This window comes from Actinopolymorpha alba DSM 45243, from assembly GCF_000373925.1.
In the GTDB taxonomy this organism is placed as follows: Bacteria; Actinomycetota; Actinomycetes; order Propionibacteriales; family Actinopolymorphaceae; genus Actinopolymorpha; species Actinopolymorpha alba.
In genome coordinates this window covers 1-20,485 of sequence record NZ_KB892762.1, presented here as the reverse complement: position 1 = coordinate 20,485, position 20,485 = coordinate 1, and the positions used below count along the sequence as shown (strand labels likewise).

Below are 20,485 nucleotides of genomic sequence, written 5' to 3'. Positions count from 1 at the left end.
GTGGTGCGGATGGAGCGCTGGACCGGGGAGCACGCCCTCTCCCGGCTGGCACCGACGAGGAGCGCCCAGGCGCGGAAACCACGCGGTTCGGTCGGAGACGGTAGCCCTGATTCTGGTAATTCTGTCCGCACGGCCTCACCGTCAAGGTGCTCACGAGGGGGACCAATGAAGCCCCCCGCCAAGGAGGACGAATGTCCGCGTTCCTACTCGCTGCCGAGGGGGACGTCGTCTCGCTCAGTGGCGGCAATCTCGGCTACGTAGCCGCGGTTGCGTGCATCGGCGTGGTAGCGCTGGTGATGGCGGCGGTCTTCAGGCGCGAGGTACTCGCCGCGCAAGAGGGCACCGCCAAGATGCAGGAAATTGCCCGCGGTGTCCAAGAAGGTGCCTCGGCTTACCTCAACCGCCAGTTCAAGACGCTCAGCATCTTCGCCGTCCTGGTGTTTCTCGTTCTTTTCCTACTACCCGGTGACACGAGCGTCCGGGTCGGCCGTTCGATCTTCTTCCTTGTTGGTGCGGTTTTCTCCGCACTCATCGGCTATCTGGGCATGTGGCTTGCGGTCCGTGCCAATGTCCGGGTCGCCGCGGCGGCTCGCGACCAGGGGCGTGAGCCGGCTATCCGGGTGGCGTTCCGTACCGGCGGCACCGTCGGTATGGCGACTGTGGGTCTCGGGCTCCTCGGCGCCGCCCTCGTCGTCCTCATCTACCGCAGTGACGCGCCGAGCGTGCTCGAAGGATTCGGCTTCGGCGCCGCGCTTCTCGCGATGTTCATGCGGGTGGGTGGCGGCATCTTCACCAAGGCCGCCGACGTGGGTGCCGACCTGGTGGGCAAGGTCGAGCAGAACATCCCCGAGGACGACCCGCGCAACGCGGCGACCATCGCCGACAACGTGGGCGACAACGTCGGTGACTGCGCCGGTATGGCGGCCGACCTGTTCGAGTCGTACGCCGTCACGCTGGTCGCGGCGCTGATCCTGGGCAAGGCCGCGTTCGGCTCGCAGGGCCTGGTCTTCCCGCTGATCGTTCCGGCGATCGGTGCGCTGACCGCCGTCCTCGGCGTCTACATCACCCGGCCACGTGCCGGAGAGAACGGCCTGCGGACCATCAACCGCAGCTTCTACATCTCCGCGGTGGTCTCGGCTGTCCTTTCCTGTATTGCCGCGTTCGTCTATCTACCGTCAACCTTCGCGGGCCTGTCAGGTGTACCCCCGCAGATCGCGGGTCTCGGCGGCGATCCACGGCTGATCGCATCCGGAGCAGTCGTCCTCGGGATCGTGCTGGCCGGTGTGATCCTCACCCTCACCGGCTACTTCACCGGCACGGAGCACCGCCCCGTCAAGGACGTGGGCAAGACGTCCTTGACAGGTGCCGCGACGGTGATCCTGTCCGGCTTCGCCCTGGGGCTCGAGTCGGCCGTCTACACCGCGCTGGTGATCGGTGGCGCCGTCTACGTCGCCTTCCTGCTCGGCGGCGGCTCGATCATCGTCTCGCTGTTCGCGATCGCTCTGGCCGGCTGTGGTCTGCTCACGACGGTCGGCGTGATCGTGGCGATGGACACCTTCGGCCCGGTGAGCGACAACGCCCAGGGCATCGCGGAGATGTCCGGTGACGTCGACGGCGAAGGCGCACGGATCCTCACCGAGCTCGACGCCGTGGGCAACACCACGAAGGCGATCACCAAGGGCATCGCGATCGCGACTGCCGTGCTCGCGGCCACTGCGCTGTTCGGCTCTTACAACGACGCTGTGGCCACTGCGCTGAGCGCCGCTGGCGTCAACCTCGCCCAGGCCGGCGCCGCCTTCAGCACCCTGGTGGACGCGCCCAACGTGCTGGTGGGCCTGATCATCGGTGCGTCGGTGGTGTTCCTCTTCTCCGGCCTCGCGGTCAACGCGGTCAGCCGGGCCGCCGGCGCGGTGGTGTACGAGGTACGCCGGCAGTTCCGGGAGATCCCGGGAATCATGGACGGCACTGGCAAGCCTGAGTACGGCAAGGTCGTCGACATCTGCACCCGCGACTCCCTGAGCGAGCTGGCGACGCCCGGTCTGCTCGCCGCGATGGCACCGATCGCGGTCGGCTTCGGTCTCGGGGTCGGCCCGCTGGCCGGTTATCTGGCGGGTGCGATCGCGGCCGGCACGTTGATGGCGATCCTGCTCGCCAACTCCGGCGGGTCGTGGGACAACGCCAAGAAGCTCGTCGAGGACGGCACTCACGGCGGTAAGGGATCCGATGCACACGCGGCCACCGTGATCGGTGACACCGTGGGTGACCCGTTCAAGGACACCGCCGGCCCGGCGATCAACCCGCTCCTCAAGGTGATGAACCTGGTGTCCGTGCTGATCGCCCCCGCGGTGGTGCAGCTGTCGGTGGGCTCCACCGCCAACACCCCGCTGCGGGTCGGCATCGCGGTGGCCGCCGTCCTCGTCGTGGTCGCCGCGGTCACCGTCTCCAAGCGCCGGCCGGTGGCGCTCGGTGCCGAGGACAGCGACAAACAGCCCGCCGAGGTCGCCTGACGACGCGGGTTACCACCTGTTCGCCCACTGCCGGGCGAGGTGTTCGAGGCCCCGGCACATCGGTCCGTCGATGTGCCGGGGCCTCGTCATGTGGTTATCCACAGGCCGATTCGCGCGGCCCGCGGGCGGGTCGTACTGATCTCTAGGATGAGCCCTGCTCCAGCGTCGCTGACGTTGTGGTGCGAGCCGGCGACGTGCCGGCTACCAGGTGATGCACGGACTGCCGAAGGTCCCACTCGCCTCATGGCGGTCCTTCGTCACCTGGTCTCGGCAGAAGATTGGGGATACGGGGATGGCACGCTTGCGACGTGCGTCTGTCGTTTTTGTCTTGCTTAGTCTTGTTTCAGCAGCCAGCTGCAGCAGTGGTGCGGTGACCTACTCGGGCGGGAAGGTCAAGGAGCCAGAGCAGTTCCTGGCGAGTGTCGACAACCAATGGCGCAACGACCTCGGCGGCGCCCGGGTCACCAGGCACAAGGAAGCGCGGTGTTACTTCTCCGCCCCCACTGAGTCCAAGGAGCTCGACTCGTCGGTCTACTGCGGTCCGGTCCGTCACTTCGTCGACCAGATCAAGTCAGACTCGACCTCAGATGACTCTTCGGACAGCCAGAGCTCTGAGGACTCCGAGGACACCAAGGACCGGCCCGGCCCGGGTGTCTGCACGGACCTCCCCGGCAGTCTCCAACTACTCCGGCCGGACGGTCAGAAGCCGCCCGCGGACGGAGACAAGCTGGTCGCGCCACCGCCTCCGCCGGTCGAGGCGGGATACCTCGATCCGCAAGCGCAGGTTGACATCAAGGGCGGCACGAAGCCTAAGGATGGCCGGGTCATCACGCCGCGGAAGACCGTGACCGTCGAACAGGTGGGCACCACCGACAAGGTCGCGACCGACGACGGTACGAAGGGGCCCGCCAGCGGCGAGAAGTTCGTGGTGGCCACGTTGTCATTCGCGGGCGGCCCCTTCGATCAGACCTACGGCGGCACCTGGGACTCCAGCGATCTGGTCAACGCCGACGTGAGCTACGCGCTCCAGGTTGGTAGCAACCGCAAGCCGATCAAGTGGCAGGAGTCCTACGGCAACGACGGCGCCGCTCCCAAGACGATCGTCGCTTCCGTGCCGAAGGACGCCGACCCGATGCTCGTCGTCAGCGCGGCCGGCAAGGACCAGACCATCTCGCTGGCGACCGGCGAGCGCAAGGAGGAGGTCGCGGGCTTCTACCGGAGCAAGACGGAGGTGGGCGTCTCCCGGCAGTACGCCTCGAAGCAGTTCACCAAGGGCGACTTCGAGATGTCGGTGTCCCTGCTGTTCAAGGACGCGCAGCTCACGCCGTTCGACCCGGCCCGCGGTTGGGCACCGGACGGCAAGACGTGGCTGGTCCTTGGCACCGAGCAGGTGGAGTTCGACTGGAACTCCTATAAGTACTCGGTCTTCATCGATCGGGCCAAGACCACCACGGTCAAGGGCGACAAGGGTGGTAGCTATCGGGACCTCACCCCGTCGGACACCAAGGACAGCTCCTCAGATGACCTCTCGCCGATCTTCGAGGTCGACGAGAAGGCAACCAAGTTCGACGTGACCTTCGCGCCGACGTTCACTTTCTCGGCGACCAGCGAGTACTTCACGCCCAGGACGGGCAGCGGCAGTCTCGCGAAGCTGGAGTTCGCGCTGGAGTTCTGACATAAGGAAGGCGGCCGGTGCGGGTGTCCCACACGTTCAGGGCAGGATGGTGAGAATGTTCGACCTGCCCGATGACGTCGTGGCGCGGTTCCGGGACCACCTCCAAACTGTCGACTACACGGTCGACGGCGTGGGCGAGCGACTCGGTTCGCTCGCCCACGCGGCGCTCCACCGCAACGAGACAACCCCGGGACTCCGTGCGACCACCGACGGCGACCCGCTCGCCACGCTGATCCGGCTCTGGCTCCTGCAGGCACCGGTGCCGCGCGCTCAGGCGGCGCGGGCATTGCCGGAGTTGCTGGACCCCCTGCTCGCCGCGGGGGTCCTCCACCGCTACGGCGAGGAGGTGTGCGCCCTTGTTGACGTACGCCCTTACGGCACCAGCGGCGACGGGCCTGATCGCGACTGGTGGGTCGTCGCCGACCTCACGCCCGGCATGGACGGCGCCCGCCCCACCGTTCCGCCCGACCACGTGCTCGGCGTCAACAGCGCGGCCACCACCTTGGCGCAGCTGACCGTACGCCGGCCGGTCGGCAGAGCGCTCGACCTCGGCACGGGCTGCGGCGTCCAGGCGCTCCACCTCGCCTCGCACGCGGCCGAGATCGTGGCGACGGACGTCAACCCGAGAGCGCTGGCGATGGCCCGCCTGACCGGCGCCCTCAACGGACTTCGGGTCCCAAGCACAGAGAGCGGGCACGCCACGCCTGCCGGACAGCAGGCGGGAGGCGCCGGGCCCGCCCCGTCGTCCGCTCTCCTCGACCTGCGGGAGGGGAGCCTCTTCGAGCCGGTCGACGGCGAGCGGTTCGACCTCATCGTGTCCAATCCGCCGTTCGTCATCTCACCGCGTGGCGGGCTCACCTACCGCGACAGCGGGATGGCCGGCGACGAGGTGTGCCGGTTGCTCGTGGTGAACGCCGCGAGGTACCTCAACGAAGGCGGCGTCTGCCAGATCCTCGCCAACTGGCTGCACATCCGCGGCGAGGACTGGCGGGACCGGTTGTCCACCTGGCTCGTCCGCGCCGGCGGCGACGCATGGGTGGTGCAGCGGGAGGTGTCAGACCCCGCGGAGTACGTCGAACTCTGGCTCAAGGACGCCGGCCTGCACGGTGCGCCCGGCTACTGCGAGCGGTATGACGAATGGCTCGGGTGGTTCGAGGCCCAGAACGTCGAGGCGGTCGGTTTCGGTTGGCTCACCCTGCGACGCGACGGCGGCCGGCGACACACCCTCGTCGAGAACTGGCCGCACGCGATCGCGCAGCCGCTCGGGCCTCCGGTGGCGCGCTGGCTGGACGCCACCGACCGGCTTTCGGCGTACGACGACGAGGCGTTGCTCGCGGCCCGCCTGGAGGTCGCCTCCGACGTCGACCAGGAGCAGCTCGGCCGGCCTGGTGCGGCCGATCCCGAGCACCTCATCCTGCGGCAGCGACGAGGCATGTGCCGCGCCGTTCAGGTCAGCACGGCCGAGGCCGGCCTGGTGGGTGCGTGCGACGGCACCATGACGGTCGGGCAGATCACCGACGCGCTCGCGACACTCCTGGAGGAGGACCACCGTGAGCTGCGCGAACGCCTCCTGCCACGGGTCCGTGAGCTGTACGCCGAGGGCTTCCTGTCCGAACCCGGCAGCCAAAGGTCCGGTTCGGATGCGAGTCTGGCCGGGTAGGACCTCACCCGGCCTGGTCGCGCGGCGCCCGTGGTTAGACGTACTCTCACTCCTCGCGACGTACGTTGGTGGGGATCTGCCCCAATCTCTCCCGGCGACGATGCAACCACGGAGCGTGCAGCGGAGTTGGGCACCCAGAGGTAGCAGCGTGGGTACCCGCGGAACGAACGACCGCGCGGAGCGGTTACCGTCTAGCGGGCCGCGTGCGCCGCGGCTCCAGCCGGACAGCCCAACCAGACAGCTCCAGCCGTACAGATAAGGGATATAAGAGAGGAACAACGTGCCCGCCAAGAAGACCTCCACGTCGACCGAGGATGGTCACCGGCTCGTGATCGTCGAGTCGCCTGCCAAGGCGAAGACGATCGCCGGTTACCTCGGCCGCGGCTACGTCGTGGAGTCGAGCGTTGGTCACATCCGTGACCTCCCCGGCGGCGCGTCCGAGGTTCCCGCGAAGTACAAAAAGGAGCCGTGGGCGCGGCTCGGCGTCAACGTCGACGAGGGGTTCACGCCGCTTTATGTCGTTCCGCGCGACAAGAAGCCGACCCTCAAGCGCTTGAAGGACCTGGTCTCCGACGCCGGCGCCGTCTATCTCGCGACAGACGAGGACCGCGAGGGCGAGGCGATCGCCTGGCACCTGCTTGACGAGCTCAAGCCCAAGGTCCCGGTCCACCGCATGGTCTTCCACGAGATCACCCCCGAGGCCATCACGCAGGCGGTCAGCAACCCGCGCCAGATCAACGACCACCTCGTCGACGCGCAGGAGACGCGGCGCATCCTCGACCGGCTCTACGGCTACGAGGTCTCGCCGGTGCTGTGGAAGAAGGTCATGCCGCGGCTGTCGGCGGGCCGGGTCCAGAGCGTCGCGACCCGCCTGGTCGTCGACCGGGAGCGGGACCGGATCGCGTTCCGCGCGGCCTCCTACTGGGATCTCGTGGCAGACCTCGACGCGGGCGAGACGAAGGACCCCCGGTCGCTCACGGTCCGGCTGGTCAGTCTCGACGGGCGTCGGGTGGCGCAGGGCCGGGACTTCAGCTCCAACGGTGCCCTCAAGGACGCCGTACGCGACGCGGTCGTCCACCTCGACGAGGCGCGTACCACCACACTCGCGGCGGGCCTGCGCGACTCGACCTTCACCGTGCGCGGCGTCGAGTCGAGGCCGTACACCCGTAAGCCGTACGCGCCGTTCCGCACCACCACGCTGCAGCAGGAGGCGGCGCGCAAGCTCGGCTTCGGCGCGGCCCGCACCATGCAGGTGGCGCAGCGGTTGTACGAAAACGGCTACATCACCTATATGCGTACCGACTCCATCACGCTGTCGGAGACGGCGATCGGCGCCGCCCGCGCACAGGTGCGCCAGCTGTTCGGCGCCGACTACCTGCCGGACAAGCCGCGGGTCTACCAGAGCAAGGTCAAGAACGCGCAGGAGGCGCACGAGGCGATCCGGCCCTCTGGCGACCGGTTCCGTACGCCCGCCGAGACCGGACTGCGGGGCGACGAGTTCCGGCTGTACGAACTCATCTGGATGCGGACCGTTGCCTCGCAGATGCGCGACGCCGAGGGTCGCAGCGTGACCGTCCGGGTGGGAGCGCGCGCGGCGACCGGTGAGGACGCGGAATTCAGCGCGTCCGGCAAGGTCCTCACCTTCCACGGGTTCCTCAAGGCCTACGTCGAAGGTGTCGACGAGCCGACCGCCGAGACCGACTCCTCCGAGCGCCGGCTGCCCAACGTCGTCGAGGGCGACGCGCTCAGCCCCACCAGGGTCGAGGCCGAGGGCCACGAGACCAGGCCGCCAGCCCGCTACACCGAGGCCACGCTGGTGCGGGAGCTGGAGGAGCGGGAGATCGGCCGGCCGTCGACGTACGCCTCGATCATCGGGACGATCCTCGACCGCGGGTACGTCTACAAGAAGGGCACCGCGCTGGTGCCGACCTGGTTGGCGTTCGCGGTGGTGCGGCTCCTGGAGCAGCACTTCGCCCACCTGGTCGACTACAACTTCACCGCCAGCATGGAGGATGCGCTCGACGAGATCGCCCGTGGCGGGTCCGACATGCAGACCTGGCTGGCGAGGTTCTACTTCGGGAACGGCGATGACGGCCTGAAGCACCTGGTCACCGAGCTAGGCGAGATCGACGCGCGGGAGATCTCGACGTTCCGTATCGGCGATGAGGACGACGGCATCGCGGTGCGCGTCGGACGCTACGGACCGTACGTCGAGGACAGCGACGGCAACCGCGCCAACATCCCCGAGGACCTGCCGCCCGACGAGCTGACGGTCGAGGGGGCCCGCGAACTCCTCAGCCAGCCGGCCGGTGCCGAGCGGGAGCTGGGGACCGAGCCCGAGACCGGGCGCACCATTGTCGCCAAGGTGGGCAGGTTCGGGCCGTACGTCACCGAGGTCCTCGAGGAGGATGTGCCCAAGGGCGCCAAGCCACGGACCGCCTCGCTGTTCAAGCAGATGAGTCTTGAGACGGTGACGCTGGACGACGCGCTCAGCCTGCTCTCGCTCCCGAGGTCGCTCGGCAAGGACCCCGACAACGGCGAGGAGATCACCGCCCAGAACGGCCGCTATGGGCCGTACGTCAAGAAGGGCTCAGACTCCCGGTCGCTCGGCTCCGAAGAGGAGCTGTTCACGGTGACGCTGGAGCAGGCGATCGAGCTGTTCAAGCAGCCGAAGGCCCGCGGCCGCCGGGGGGCGTCGAGCGCGCCGCTGCGCGAACTCGGCGCGGATCCGGAGACGGGCAAGCCGGTGGTGATCAAAGATGGACGATTCGGGGCGTACGCCACCGATGGGGAGACCAACGCGACCCTCCGCAAGGGGGACGAGGTCGAATCGGTGACGCTGGAGCGGGCGGCGGAGCTGCTGGCCGAGAAGCGCGCCAAGGGCCCGAGCCCGCGTCGGCGTACGGCCAAGAAGACGGCGGCGAAGAAGACCACGGCCAAGAAGACGGCGGCCAAGAAGGCGACCACGGCGAAGAAGACCGCCGCCAAGAAGACCAGCGGGTCCACGTCCAACAGCTGAGGTTCCCGCTGACGTTCCGGGGATGCGACGCAGCCGCCAAATGACCACGTATACGTGATCATTGCCGGCCTCGTGGGGCCCGTTTGCTGATGCCCAGGTTTGGGGTCATTGATCATCTCCGGTTCCTCCGCGCCAGCAATCTCTGAGTCGGTCCAGGCCGACGCGCCGGGCGTACGTTGGTGGGAAAGGGAGGATGTAGGGGGCTTCTGGTTAGGCTGGCCGCGTGTCTGAGCGAGAGCGGTCCACCCGTACGAGCGAGCGAGGCGCCGCGGACCCCGCCTACGACGTGCGCGGCGTCCTGCGGATCGCGCCATTCCGCACGCTCTGGATCGCCTTGGGGCTGTCCAGCCTCGGCGACTGGCTGGGACTCCTTGCGCTCACCGCGATGGCGGGCCAGTTGGCCGCCGGCAACTACCGCGCCGAAAACTTCGCGATCGCGGGCGTCCTCCTCCTCCGCCTGCTGCCGGCGGTCGTGGTCGGCCCCCTGGGCGGCTACATCGCGGACCGGCTCGACCGGCGATGGACGCTCGTCATCGGTGACGTCATCAGGTTCGCGCTGTTCGCCTCGATCCCCGTCGTCGGCACCCTGTGGTGGTTGTACGTCGCGACCGTCCTCATCGAGGCGGTGAGCCTCATCTGGCTGCCGGCCAAGGACGCCGCCGTCCCCAACCTTGTGCCGCGCGAACGCCTGGCCGTCGCCAACCAGATCTCCCTCGTGACGACGTACGGCTCCGCCCTGCCGGCCGCGATGCTGTTCACCTTCCTGGCCCTGATCAACACCTGGCTGTCCAAGACGCTGCACGTCTTCACCAACTCCGTCGACCTGGCGCTGTACTTCAACGCGCTGACGTTCCTTGTCGGCGCGATCGTGGTGGCGCGGCTGCGCGAGGTGTCGGGTCGACCTGGTTCGCGGGAGGCGGAGGCGCAGCCCAACGTCATCCGCGCGGTGGTCGACGGCTGGCGGTTCGTCGGCAGCAACCGCCTCATCCGCGGCCTTGTCATCGGGGTGGTCGGTGCGTTCGCCGCGGGTGGCGTGGTGATCGGCCTTGGCCGGACGTACGTCACCGACCTCGGCGGTGGCGCGGCGGGCTACGGCGTCGTGTTCGGTGCGCTCTTCCTCGGCCTCGCCGTCGGCATGGCGGTTGGTCCGCGGCTGCTGGTCGGACTGTCCCGGCGGCGGATCTTCGGCCTGGCCCTCACCGCGTCGGGCGTCGCCCTGGTCGCCGTCGCGTTGTTCCAGAACCTCGTGCTCGTGGCGTTCTGGACGGCGTTGCTGGGCGCCTTCGCCGGCATCTCCTGGATCATCGGCTACACCCTGCTCGGGCTGGAGGTCGAGGACTCGATCCGCGGCCGGACCTTCGCGTTCGTCCAGTCGCTCACCAAGATCGCGCTGGCGGCCGTCCTCGCGGCGTCGCCCGCCATCGCGGGTTCGATCGGTGCCCACCGGGTCCAGCTTCCGGGTGCCATCACCCTGACCTACAACGGCGCCGCGATTACGCTGCTGCTCGCGGGGATCGCCGCTACCGCCATCGGCGTGGTGTCCTACCGGCACATGGACGACCGGGCCGGCGTATCCCTCGCCCGCGACGTCCGCGCGGTGTTCGGCGGCTACGACCGGGGTGTCTTCTCCGACTCGGGCCTCTTCATCGCGCTGGAAGGCGGGGAGGGCGCCGGGAAGTCCACGCAGGTACGCCGGCTCGCCGACTGGCTGAGGTACGACGGGCACGAGGTGCTGGTCACCCACGAACCCGGCGGCACGAACCTCGGGCTGGAGTTGCGGCGCCTGCTCCTCCACAGCGAGGACCACCACATTTCGGCGCGTACCGAAGCGCTGCTCTACGCCGCCGACCGGGCCGAACACGTCGAGTCGGTGATCCGGCCGGCGCTCCAGCAGGGCGCGGTCGTCGTCACCGACAGGTACGTCGACACGACGCTCGCCTACCAGGGCAGCGGGCGCGACCTTGGCCACCAGGACATCCTCAAGCTCTCCCGATGGGCGACTGGCGGCCTACGACCGCACCTCACCATCGTTCTCGACCTGTCACCGGAAGTGGGCCTCGCCCGGATGGACGGGCCTCCCGACCGGCTGGAGCGGGAGCCGTTGGAGTTCCACCAGCGGGTCCGGCAGCAGTTCCTCGACCTGGCGTCGCTCGATCCGGAGCGCTACCTGGTGCTGGACGCCACCCTGCCGGCGGACGCGCTCGCGACTCGGATCGAGGAGCGGGTGCGGCAGCTCCTTGCGGCGAGGCACTTCCCCGGCGCGGGTGAGTCGCCCCGGGCTGACACCACGGCCACCGCTGATGCCGCGGAGCCGAACGGCCGGGCCCGTCGTCGTGACCTGGTGGGCCCGCTACCGGACCCGGATGATCCGGATGTACGGGACCGGGACGAACGAGACCGGGACGAACGCGATCACGACGTACGCGACCAGGCCGTACATGATCAGGACGTACGGGAGTCGACGCCGACCGGGCGGGAGGCGCAGACGTGACCGAGCGGAGCGAGCGAATCATCGAACACAGCGCTCTGAGTGCCTCATGCCCGCCCGCAGCGAAGCGAGGACGGGCATGAGCGAGCGGAGCGAGCGAATCATCGAACACAGCGCTTTGGGTGTCTCATGCCCGCCCGCAGCGAAGCGAGGACGGGCATGAGCGAGCGGAGCGAGCGAATCATCGAACACAGCGCTTTGGGTGTCTCATGCCCGCCCGCAGCGAAGCGAGGACGGGCATGAGCGAGCGGAGCGAGCGAATCATCGAACACAGCGCTTTGGGTGTCTCATGCCCGCCCGGAGCGAAGCGAGGACGGGCATGAGCGAGGTGTCAGGCGTCTGGGCTGACCTGGTGGGCCAGGAGCCGACCGTCGCGGTCCTGCGCACCGCCGCCCGGGCCGCGGCCGCCAGACTTGCCGCCGAAGCGGCCAAGTCCGCGGGCGAGGGGGCCGCGCCGAGCCAGCCGGCCGGCCGGTCGGGCATGACCCACGCGTGGCTCATCACCGGGCCACCGGGGTCGGGGCGTTCCAACACCGCCCGGGCGTTCGCGGCCGCCCTCCAGTGCGAGCGCCAGGGATGCGGCGAGTGCACCGCCTGCCGCACGTCCCTGGCTGGTACGAATCCCGACGTCACGCTGGTCCGCACAGAGCAGCTGTCCCTCCGGGTCGACGAGATCCGCGAGTTGGTCCGCAAGTCCGCGATGTCGCCGGTTGGCCGGCGCTGGCAGGTCCTTGTCGTCGAGGACGCCGACCGGCTCACCGAGCAGGCGGCGGACGCGTTGCTCAAGAGCCTCGAGGAGCCGGCCGACCGTACCGTCTGGGTGCTCTGCGCGCCGACCGTCGAGGACGCCGTACCCACCATCCGTTCCCGCTGCCGGCTGCTGGTCCTGCGTACCCCTCCCACCACCGCGGTCGCGCAGGTGCTCCAACGCCGGTACGCCGTCTCGCCCGACCTGGCGGTGTTCGCGGCCCGCGCCTCGCAGGGGCACATCGGCCGGGCCCGCGCGCTGGCCACCCAGGAGGAGGTGCGTGCCCGCCGGGAGCAGGTGCTCTCCGTGCCCTCGAAGCTTCGGGATCTCGCCGGCTGCCTGACCGCCGCCGCGTCCCTGGTCGAGCTCGCCGCCGAGGAGGCGCGGGCGGCTACGGCCGAGCTGGACGCCACCGAGAAGGCCGAACTCGAACGCGCGCTGGGGGTCACCGGGAGCGGGGGGAGAGGCCCGCGGCCGCGGCAGCTGCAGGCCGCCCAGAAGGAGCTCGAGGACCAGCAGAAGGTCCGCGCCAAGCGTCTCCAGCGGGATGCCCTCGACCGTGCCCTGCTCGATCTGGTGGCGTTCTATCGCGACGTCCTCGTTGTGGCGCTCGGCGCGAGCGCGGAGCTCGTCAACGAGGAGTTGCGGGACGACATCGAGCGGCGCGCGCACGCCAACCGGCCTGAGCTGATCCTGCGCCAGATCGACGCGATCCTGGCCTGCCGGGACGCGATCGCGGCGAACGTCGCCCCCCTGCTCGCCGTCGAGTCGATGACCATCGCCCTCCTCGAACCCACCCGGCGCTGAGTCCCCACGTACCCCTACCCTCCTTTGCGGGGAGGGGAGATCGTGCGGAAGATTCGATGGGTGGGGTGTGCGGCGATCCTGGCCGCTGGGGTGGTTTCGATAGCGGCTGGGTGTGCGGTGGTGCCCAGTGCGGCACCGCTGGCGCCCACGCCGACCGGGTCGCCGGCGCCCGCCACCCCCAGCGCGGCACCGCCGCCGGTCACCGCCGATCCGGCGCCGACCGCAGGGACCCCGCCTGAGCTCCGTCGCTTCTACACCCAGCGGCTGGAGTGGGAGAACTGCGAGAAGCACTTCGAGTGTGCCGAGCTGGAGGTCCCGGTCGACTACGCCGACCCGGGTGCGCTCAGCGTCATGCTCCCGGTGCTTCGACGTCCCGCGAGCGGCCCCGGCAGCCGGCTCGGGTCCCTTCTCGTCAGCCGGGCCGGCTACGGCTACTCAACGGCATTGCACGCGCAGAACACCATGGGTGAGGACCTCCTCGCGCGGTACGACATCGTCGGGTGGAATCCGCTGTCGATGCAGATCCAGTGCCTGGACCCCTACGAGTTCGACAACTACCTTGCCGCTGACGTGTCGGCGGACACGGCCCAGGAATGGCGGGCGCGGCTGGCGGCGGCCAGCAGGTTCGCCAAGGAGTGCGCGTGGCGGTGGGGAACACAGGAACTCTCGCATCTCGACAGCGGCGACGCGGCGCGTGACCTCGACATCCTGCGGGGCGCTCTTGGCGAACGCACGCTCACCTATTTCGGCGCCGGCTACAGCACCGAGTTCGGTACGGCGTACGCCCGGCTTTTCCCGGAACGCGTGGAGCGGATGGTGCTCGACGGTGCGGTCGACCCGGGCCTGACCGCGCAGGAGTTCGCGCTCGGCCAGGCACGGGGTTTCGAACGTACGCTGCGCGTGTTCGTGGACTACTGCGTCATGAGCGAGGAGTGTCCGCTCGGCGAGTCGCCGGCAGAGGCGTACGACACTCTCGACGGTTTCCTCGCGAGCCTCGACACCGCGCCGCTGCCCGGATTCGAGGAGCGCAAGCTGACCCAGACGCTCGCGCTCACCGGCGTGGTCATGGGGCTGCTCTACGACAGTGGGTGGGATCGTCTCAGTTCCTCGCTCGGGGCCGGGTTGCGCGGCGAAGGGCGCCCGTTGATGCGGCTCGCCGACGAATACATCGGGCGGTCGGTGGACGGCTCCGTCTCGCCCTGGATGGCGGCGATCACGGCGACCGGGTGTCTGGAGCGCCCCGACGTCGACTCCCAGGTGGCGGCCAGCGACCTCCGGCGTGCGCTGATCAGGGCTTCGCCGCGGTTCGGAGCACTCCTCGCCCGCGACCAGCTGCCGTGTGTTTCCTGGCCGGTCCGCCCCGGTCCGCGGCGCGAAAGAGGCCCGTCCGGGCCGGCCGGCTCGACCCGCGCTCCGGCACCGATCCTGGTGGTTGGTACGACCGGTGACCCGATGACGCCGTACGCCTGGGCACGGTCGCTTGCGGACCGCCTGGACGGCGCGGTCCTGCTCACCTACGAGGGTGAGCGTCACACGGCGTACGCCGCGGGCGACCCCTGCGTCGACGCGGTCATCGAGCAGTACCTCTTGGCCGGTTCGGTCCCTGTCGACGGAATGCGGTGTACGCCGGAGAGCGGTGCGTACCAGCCGGTTCGCCACTGGTCGTGAGGGGTCATGACGGGTTGTCGGGGCCGTCCCGATCCTGGGGACAACCTGTGGACGACCCACGGCGGCCTCTTCCGCAGACCCCTTAGGGTGGCCTGGTGAGCACGTCCGTCGCGCTCGGCGGTGTGCGCAGCCAGACTCCGAGAGGCAGATGCGGGTGCGACGAACGTTCAACGCACGGGTGAGTGCCGTGCTGGTGGCCCTGGTGGCCGTGGTGGTCCTCAGCAGCTGCGGCCTGGCACCCCGGGCCGTCGACGCCGCCGGTCGGTTGTCGGTCGACGGCACACCGGGACCCACCACGTCGGGTCGGTCGTCCGACCAACAGCAGCTCCAGTCGCGCCCGGCACCCATACCGTCCGACGTCTCCCCGGATCTCCAGCGCTTCTACAACCAGCGGCTGCAATGGGAGAAGTGCCAGGTGGGCGGGTCATTCGAGTGCGCGACCCTGCAGGTCCCGCTCGACTACGCCAACCCGGGCGGCAAGGTGATCGAGCTTGCCGTTCTCCGCGTCCGAGCCAAGGACCAGAGCCGCCGGCTCGGCTCGCTGGTCCTCAACCCGGGTGGGCCGGGCGGGTCCGGTGTCGAATACGCCGCGGCGGCGCCGTGGGTGGTCAGCCGTGCGGTGCTCGACCGTTACGACGTCGTCGGCTTCGACCCGCGTGGCGTCGGCCAGAGCAGCCCCGTCAAGTGCGTCACCAATGCGCAGATGGACCACTACCTCAGCATCGACGGCTCACCCGACACCGCACGCGAACGCCAGGACCTGCTCCAGACGGCGCGGCAGTTCGCGCAGGGCTGCGAGTCTCGTAGCGGTGAGCTTCTCCCACACGTCTCCACCATCGACGCGGCGAAGGACATGGACGTCCTCCGCAGCGCCCTCGGTGACAAGGAGCTGACCTACCTCGGCAAGTCCTACGGCACGTTCCTCGGTGCGACTTACGCCGAGCTCTTCCCCAAGCGGGCCGGGCGGCTGGTGCTCGACGGCGCTCTCGACCCCACCCTCAGCGCCCGCGAGCTGGGGCTCGAGCAGGCCAAGGGCTTCGAGGTGGCGCTCCGGGCGTTCATCGAGGACTGCGTACGCCGCAGCGACTGCCCGCTCGGCGGCAGCGTCAGCCAGGCGTACAAATCTCTCGACGGCTTCCTGGCAAAGACCGACACCACTCCGCTCGCCACCGGCCAACCCCGCAAGCTCACCCAGGCGCTGGCGGTGACCGGGATCATCATGCCGCTGTACGTCAAGGAATACTGGCCGCGCCTGCGGACGGCCCTCCGGATGGCGCTCAACGGTGATGGGAGCCGGCTGCTGAGCCTGGCCGACGAATACGCCGAGCGCGGGCCCGACGGCAAGTACCGCTCCAACTCCGGTGAGGCCATCCTCGCCGTCAACTGCCTCGACCGGCCCGACATCACCTCCGTCAAGCAGGCGATGGCGGAGGAGCCGGCGTTTCGGGCGGCCTCGCCCCGGTTCGGGCCGTTCATCCTGTGGGGCTCGTTGACCTGCGCCGAGTGGCCGGTGAAGCCGACCGGCCGGCCGGGTGCGATCCATGCGACGGGCGCGAAGCCGATCCTCGTCGTGGGTACGACGCGCGACCCGGCCACGCCGTACGAATGGGCCGTACGCCTGGCCAAGCAGCTCGACTCCGGCGTACTCCTGACCCGCGAAGGCGACGGCCACACGGCGTACATGAGCGGCAACCACTGCATCGACCAGGCGGTCGACCGCTTCCTCATCGAGGGCAAGCCGCCCAAGAACGGGACCAAGTGCCCGGGGTGAACACCTCCGAGGATGGGCCAGGTATGCTCATCGCTCGTGCCCGAGGCACATGCCGCCTTAGCTCAGTCGGCCAGAGCGACGCACTCGTAATGCGTAGGTCGTGGGTTCGATTCCCACAGGCGGCTCAACATCAACAGGCCTTTGACCAGCGGAGACGCTGGTCAAACCTCTGCCCGCCGCATCAGTAGCGACCGTCGTGGGCTCAGTTGTGGTCTCAATTGCGTTCACTGGGCACCTCCACCGAGGTCCCGAATAGCGCCCGCCCGATGCGCGCCGCAGCGTCTTGCGCGAGCACCGAACCGACGTGTGTGTAGCCCTGCGTCACTCGTAGATCGGAATGGCCCAAGATCTCCTGAACCACCCGGATGTCAACGCCCTGCTGGTCCCCGCGGTATGGCGTCCGTCATGCACCCGCGCGTCAGCGACGCCGGCAAGCTTCAGCAGGGTCTTCCACTCCTCCCAGTCGTCTCGTGGATCGACAGGGCGGCCATTGGGCTGAGCGAACACCAGGTCGTGGTCCTCCCACACGTTCGCCGCGGTGACCCGCTCCCGCTCCTGCCACTCCCGATGCGCCTGCAGCACTGGCACCAGCTCCGGCGGCAACGGCACTGTGCGTCGACTCTTGCCCTTGGGCTCCCGGAAAACCAAGCCGCCGCTTCGGCGCTGAGAGCACCGCGATGCATGCCGCTGGCATCCAGGTGGCAGACAGGCGGGCATCCTCTTAGCGCCTTGGCATGCGTCTTGCAGTTCGGGCGACACGGCTCGATCTTGTGTAGCCGGGCCCCGCACGCGTAAGGAGCGTCCGCTGCGGCTCACGCTCACGATCTTCGCCGGCGACCGCAACCGCATCATGTACGAGCTGGGCGACCTCGAGGCCTACCGCCGAGAGGACAGCGCCTCGTGATCATCGAAACAGCCAGCATCACCGACCTGCCCGTGGTGCTCGCGATGCGGACCGAGGCCAGCGAATGGCTCGCCGAGATCGGCATCAATCAGTGGCGCCAGCCATGGCCAACACACGAGGCCATGGTCGAACGGAGTGCCGCGAGCATCCGCGCCGGCGAGACCTGGATGGTGCGCGACAACGAAGGAGCAACCGCAGCGACCATCACTCTCGACACCTACGCGGACCCGCAACTCTGGACGACACGGGAACGCGCCGAACCTGCGATGTACGTCCACCGCCTCATCGTCCGCCGCGGCTGGACCGGACTCGGCACCCGCATCCTCAACTGGGCCGCAGCCAAGGCAGGCCGCCAGGGCAACGACTGGATCCGCATCGACGTCTGGACCGACAACAAGCCCCTACACAACTACTACCAACGCAACGGCTTCGAACACGTCCGCACCCTCCACTCCGACTACCCATCCGGAGCCCTGTTCCAGCGCCCAACCAAAGTTGCCCCCGTTCCAGGGCCGCCCACTCTTGCCGAACAGGTTCAGAGCCTGACCGACTGAGAACCGACCGTGTGCCAGCAATCCACTCTCGCTGGGAATAAGTCCCGCCACCCACACGCGGTACAGCATGCTTCTAGGCACGTTCGGGGCGAGCCACCCTCGCGCCCGCCGGCCACGCCCGCGGGGAGGTGAGGCGAGCACGTCGGAAGGAACCTGGACGCTGGAGCGAGCTGCGCCGTGCGTAGTGCGATGGTCAGGTCCGCGGTGGAAGTCTCGTCGCAAGTATGGGTACTTATCGGCAGGCGGGTGGTGGATACTCGGAATGTAAATGTTCCCCCAACTCGATGAGGCGATGGGCGCGGTGATTGCCAAGCTCGCTTCCACTTCACTTCAAGCTTTCTTCGACCGGGCACTTCTCGCGCTCATGGATTTAGTCTTTCGGAAGTTCGGTCAAGAAATGCACCTGATTCACTACTACGAATCAGGTAAGTTCCAGGATGTAAGCGACAGTCAACTGGAGGAGGAGTTACGAAAAGACATCAAGGAAGCCGTAGTAGGGTTGTGGTTCACATTGGCCACTGTTGCTTGCCTAGCTGGGCTCGCCATACGTGGTCGAATTACGGTTGGCGGGGCAATCGAAGTCTTCCTCGTCGCCACGTTAGCGCTAGCTTTGGCAATACCATTCTCACTATTTGTTATCCACGGCATCTTGGATGCAGTGAGCGCGAGGCGAAGATGTGCTTCTTATTTTCATCGACTCAGGCCAAGGAGTAACTTCGTTGCACTATTGGTTTGGATCATCGTCTCAGTCCTCGCGTATGTAATCTATATCTGATCTGAACCATCGAGTTAGGTTAACGTGGCCGGTTGACGCGGACTCAACTTTGGGGGGGTTTAGTGATTGTGATGCCCGCAGCGACATTCCTATTCTCCTTCGCCTTATTGCTATTGGGCGTGCTGAGAGATAGGCGACTGCTCGGCTCGCGGCTTCCGCTTGCGTTAGTGGCGTGGGCCCTCAGTGCAGGCGCCGTCGCCGTTCGGGCGAACATGGAGGGGCAGGGGATAGGAGAGATACTGTTTTGGCTGAGTGGGATGAATTTCCTTGTCCTGCTGTGCAGCCTTGGCAGGCCCGCTCTTCTCATGACCGACCTATTCGAAAATGAGTATGGAGAGAGCGAGCTCCCAAAGAAACTGCGTCGACGAGGGCGTATTGGCCAAGTGCTGTACATCTCTGGCGTAATCATCGCGGTTGTCATCTTCACGGATTAACGCAGCTAGCCACCCAGCTTGCCTTTGAGGGATGCTCACCATGCCAGTCCCGGGAAGCCGGCCAGGTATTAGCGTGGACCCGCAACCTCACCGACCGGGCAGCCACCCTCGACCAGATTGGCGATCTCGTCTGGCAGATATGTGCGGCTGAACCGACCGCGAGTGTGATCCGACAGCTGATCCGCGACACGCGTCCGCCAGTTGATGCCTCGACACCGCCAAGCTGCTCGTCTGACTGACCGGCTATGCCATCGGTGTCGCACGTCAACTAACGGACGGGTGTCGCACATCAGCCGACGGAGCACACTCCTGCATAGCTCGAACCGGTGAGAACTTTCTGTACGTCTTCAAGGGCGGCCCCAAACGGGCCGCCGCGCCCGCCACAACAGGCGCCGGCCCTCCCTCCCGCCTGACGGCTCCGGTCGGCCGGCGCGGCTGGGCGCGAAAACGAGGGCCGCCAGAAGACTGACGACCCTCACAGTGTCGGCACCGGTTCCTCGAGGAAACCCGGCGGTGGTCGGGGCGGGCCGGCGGCTTTACCCACCTCGCTTGGTTCGGGTCCCGAAGACCGGGGGCCCACGGCGGACGGTTGGCGGCAGGCAGCAAGCTGCCCGCCGAGCCGGGCAAGGCTACGGGCCCCGGCCTCCCGGACCAAGCCAGGCCACCGGCCAAACCCGCCGACCCTCGAGGCCGACCTGGCGCCGACGCCGGCAAGGCCCGCCGACCTACTTGTCGAAGGTTCCGTCGTTGACGGCGGCGACGAGCTCGGCGATGCGGAGGTTGGGTGACTGTCCGGCTGTCAGTCTCTCCTTGTAGACGACCCGAATCCGGCCGCCCCACTTGGTGTCCTTGACGCGGACGACCCCGACCTTCCAGGTCTTGACTCGACCCCAAAACAGGAACGCAGCGCCCTTCATGATCGGAAGCAAGATCAACCCCACGAGAGATCCATCCCAGGTGAGATTGCCGACAAACGGCTCCCCGACCTTGACGCCCCTGACGTAGAAGATCCAACCACCGCGAGCAACGCACACATCGTGATCTCGCGGCGTGACCCGAATTGGCTCCCACTCCCGGCCGGTCCTTACCACTTCGGGGCTCCTCAGCGTATGGCCTGCGACTGTACCGCCTGCTCGGCGACGACGCGAGGACGACTTTGGCCGCCTGACCTGCGCCGACGTCCGGGCGCCCGAGGAGTGGCCGCTGGCCGGCGGGCGAGCGGGGCTGTACAGCAGGAAGGCGCTGTCTGCGGACTCGGGACAGTTGACCGTGGAGGTCAGCCGCCGGACGAACCAATGGTGCGCCGGATCGCCGTCGTCTCAGTCCAGATGGCGTTACGGAGTTCAGCGAGGCGCGTGTTAACGGCACCTTCTTGTGCCTCATTGATCTCGTGGCCGTTGACGCGAAGCACCAACAGGTCGTTGAGGCTGCCCATGCCACCGAACGCGCTAAGTAGGTGGTCGAGGCCGTATGTG

General features: G+C 68.1%; 13 protein-coding genes, 1 tRNA gene and 1 pseudogene. 12 read left to right on the top strand and 3 right to left on the bottom strand.

The window, feature by feature from the left end; all coding sequences use genetic code 11:
- Window positions 1-191: 191 nt before the first annotated feature.
- The 9 genes from B141_RS0120675 (at window position 192) to B141_RS0120635 (ending at window position 16,468) form a co-directional block, all read left to right on the top strand.
- Complete coding sequence (locus tag B141_RS0120675) at window positions 192-2,507, top strand: sodium-translocating pyrophosphatase (RefSeq protein ID WP_020577090.1); 2,316 nt, start codon at window positions 192-194, stop codon at window positions 2,505-2,507.
- Window positions 2,508-2,877: 370 nt separating this feature from the next.
- A complete protein-coding gene (locus B141_RS0120670) occupies window positions 2,878-4,182 on the top strand; it encodes a hypothetical protein (protein WP_020577089.1) in 1,305 nt (434 codons plus the stop codon).
- 55 nt (window positions 4,183-4,237) lie between these two features.
- Window positions 4,238-5,842 (top strand): DUF7059 domain-containing protein, encoded by a 1,605-nt coding sequence (locus B141_RS0120665; protein ID WP_020577088.1) that lies wholly within the window; start codon window positions 4,238-4,240, stop codon window positions 5,840-5,842.
- A 280-nt stretch (window positions 5,843-6,122) separates the two neighbouring features.
- The gene (gene topA, locus B141_RS0120660; RefSeq protein ID WP_020577087.1) at window positions 6,123-8,861 is read left to right on the top strand and encodes a type I DNA topoisomerase; all 2,739 of its coding nucleotides are present in this window, start codon (window positions 6,123-6,125) and stop codon (window positions 8,859-8,861) included.
- A 223-nt stretch (window positions 8,862-9,084) separates the two neighbouring features.
- On the top strand, window positions 9,085-11,352 hold the full coding sequence (gene tmk / locus B141_RS0120655) for a dTMP kinase (RefSeq protein WP_020577086.1): 2,268 nt from the start codon (window positions 9,085-9,087) through the stop codon (window positions 11,350-11,352).
- 316 nt (window positions 11,353-11,668) lie between these two features.
- Window positions 11,669-12,904, top strand: coding sequence for a DNA polymerase III subunit delta' (locus B141_RS0120650; RefSeq protein WP_020577085.1), 1,236 nt, complete (start codon window positions 11,669-11,671; stop codon window positions 12,902-12,904).
- 42 nt (window positions 12,905-12,946) lie between these two features.
- Complete coding sequence (locus tag B141_RS41785) at window positions 12,947-14,572, top strand: alpha/beta hydrolase (protein ID WP_157181156.1); 1,626 nt, start codon at window positions 12,947-12,949, stop codon at window positions 14,570-14,572.
- A 148-nt stretch (window positions 14,573-14,720) separates the two neighbouring features.
- Window positions 14,721-16,343 (top strand): alpha/beta hydrolase, encoded by a 1,623-nt coding sequence (locus B141_RS0120640; protein ID WP_020577083.1) that lies wholly within the window; start codon window positions 14,721-14,723, stop codon window positions 16,341-16,343.
- Between the two features lie 51 nt (window positions 16,344-16,394).
- Window positions 16,395-16,468: transfer RNA gene (locus B141_RS0120635), tRNA-Thr, on the top strand.
- An 89-nt stretch (window positions 16,469-16,557) separates the two neighbouring features.
- On the opposite strand, the pseudogene B141_RS52875 reads toward B141_RS0120635, so the two are convergent.
- Window positions 16,558-17,060: pseudogene (locus B141_RS52875) on the bottom strand (tyrosine-type recombinase/integrase).
- A gap of 183 nt (window positions 17,061-17,243) precedes the next feature.
- Here B141_RS52875 and B141_RS41775 point away from each other — a divergent pair.
- The 3 genes from B141_RS41775 to B141_RS0120615 all read left to right on the top strand — a co-directional run bounded on the left by B141_RS41775 (window position 17,244) and on the right by B141_RS0120615 (window position 19,010).
- Window positions 17,244-17,801 (top strand): GNAT family N-acetyltransferase, encoded by a 558-nt coding sequence (locus tag B141_RS41775; RefSeq protein WP_020577082.1) that lies wholly within the window; start codon window positions 17,244-17,246, stop codon window positions 17,799-17,801.
- 268 nt (window positions 17,802-18,069) lie between these two features.
- Window positions 18,070-18,576 (top strand): hypothetical protein, encoded by a 507-nt coding sequence (locus B141_RS0120620; RefSeq protein ID WP_020577081.1) that lies wholly within the window; start codon window positions 18,070-18,072, stop codon window positions 18,574-18,576.
- A 71-nt stretch (window positions 18,577-18,647) separates the two neighbouring features.
- On the top strand, window positions 18,648-19,010 hold the full coding sequence (locus B141_RS0120615; protein ID WP_157181155.1) for a hypothetical protein: 363 nt from the start codon (window positions 18,648-18,650) through the stop codon (window positions 19,008-19,010).
- 725 nt (window positions 19,011-19,735) lie between these two features.
- Here B141_RS0120615 and B141_RS0120610 read toward each other — a convergent pair.
- Together B141_RS0120610 and B141_RS41770 are read right to left on the bottom strand one after the other, a co-directional pair.
- A complete protein-coding gene (locus tag B141_RS0120610; protein WP_157181154.1) occupies window positions 19,736-20,101 on the bottom strand; it encodes a hypothetical protein in 366 nt (121 codons plus the stop codon).
- A 185-nt stretch (window positions 20,102-20,286) separates the two neighbouring features.
- The coding region (locus B141_RS41770; protein ID WP_040421928.1) for a DUF6966 domain-containing protein at window positions 20,287-20,485 on the bottom strand (199 nt) is incomplete at its 5' end.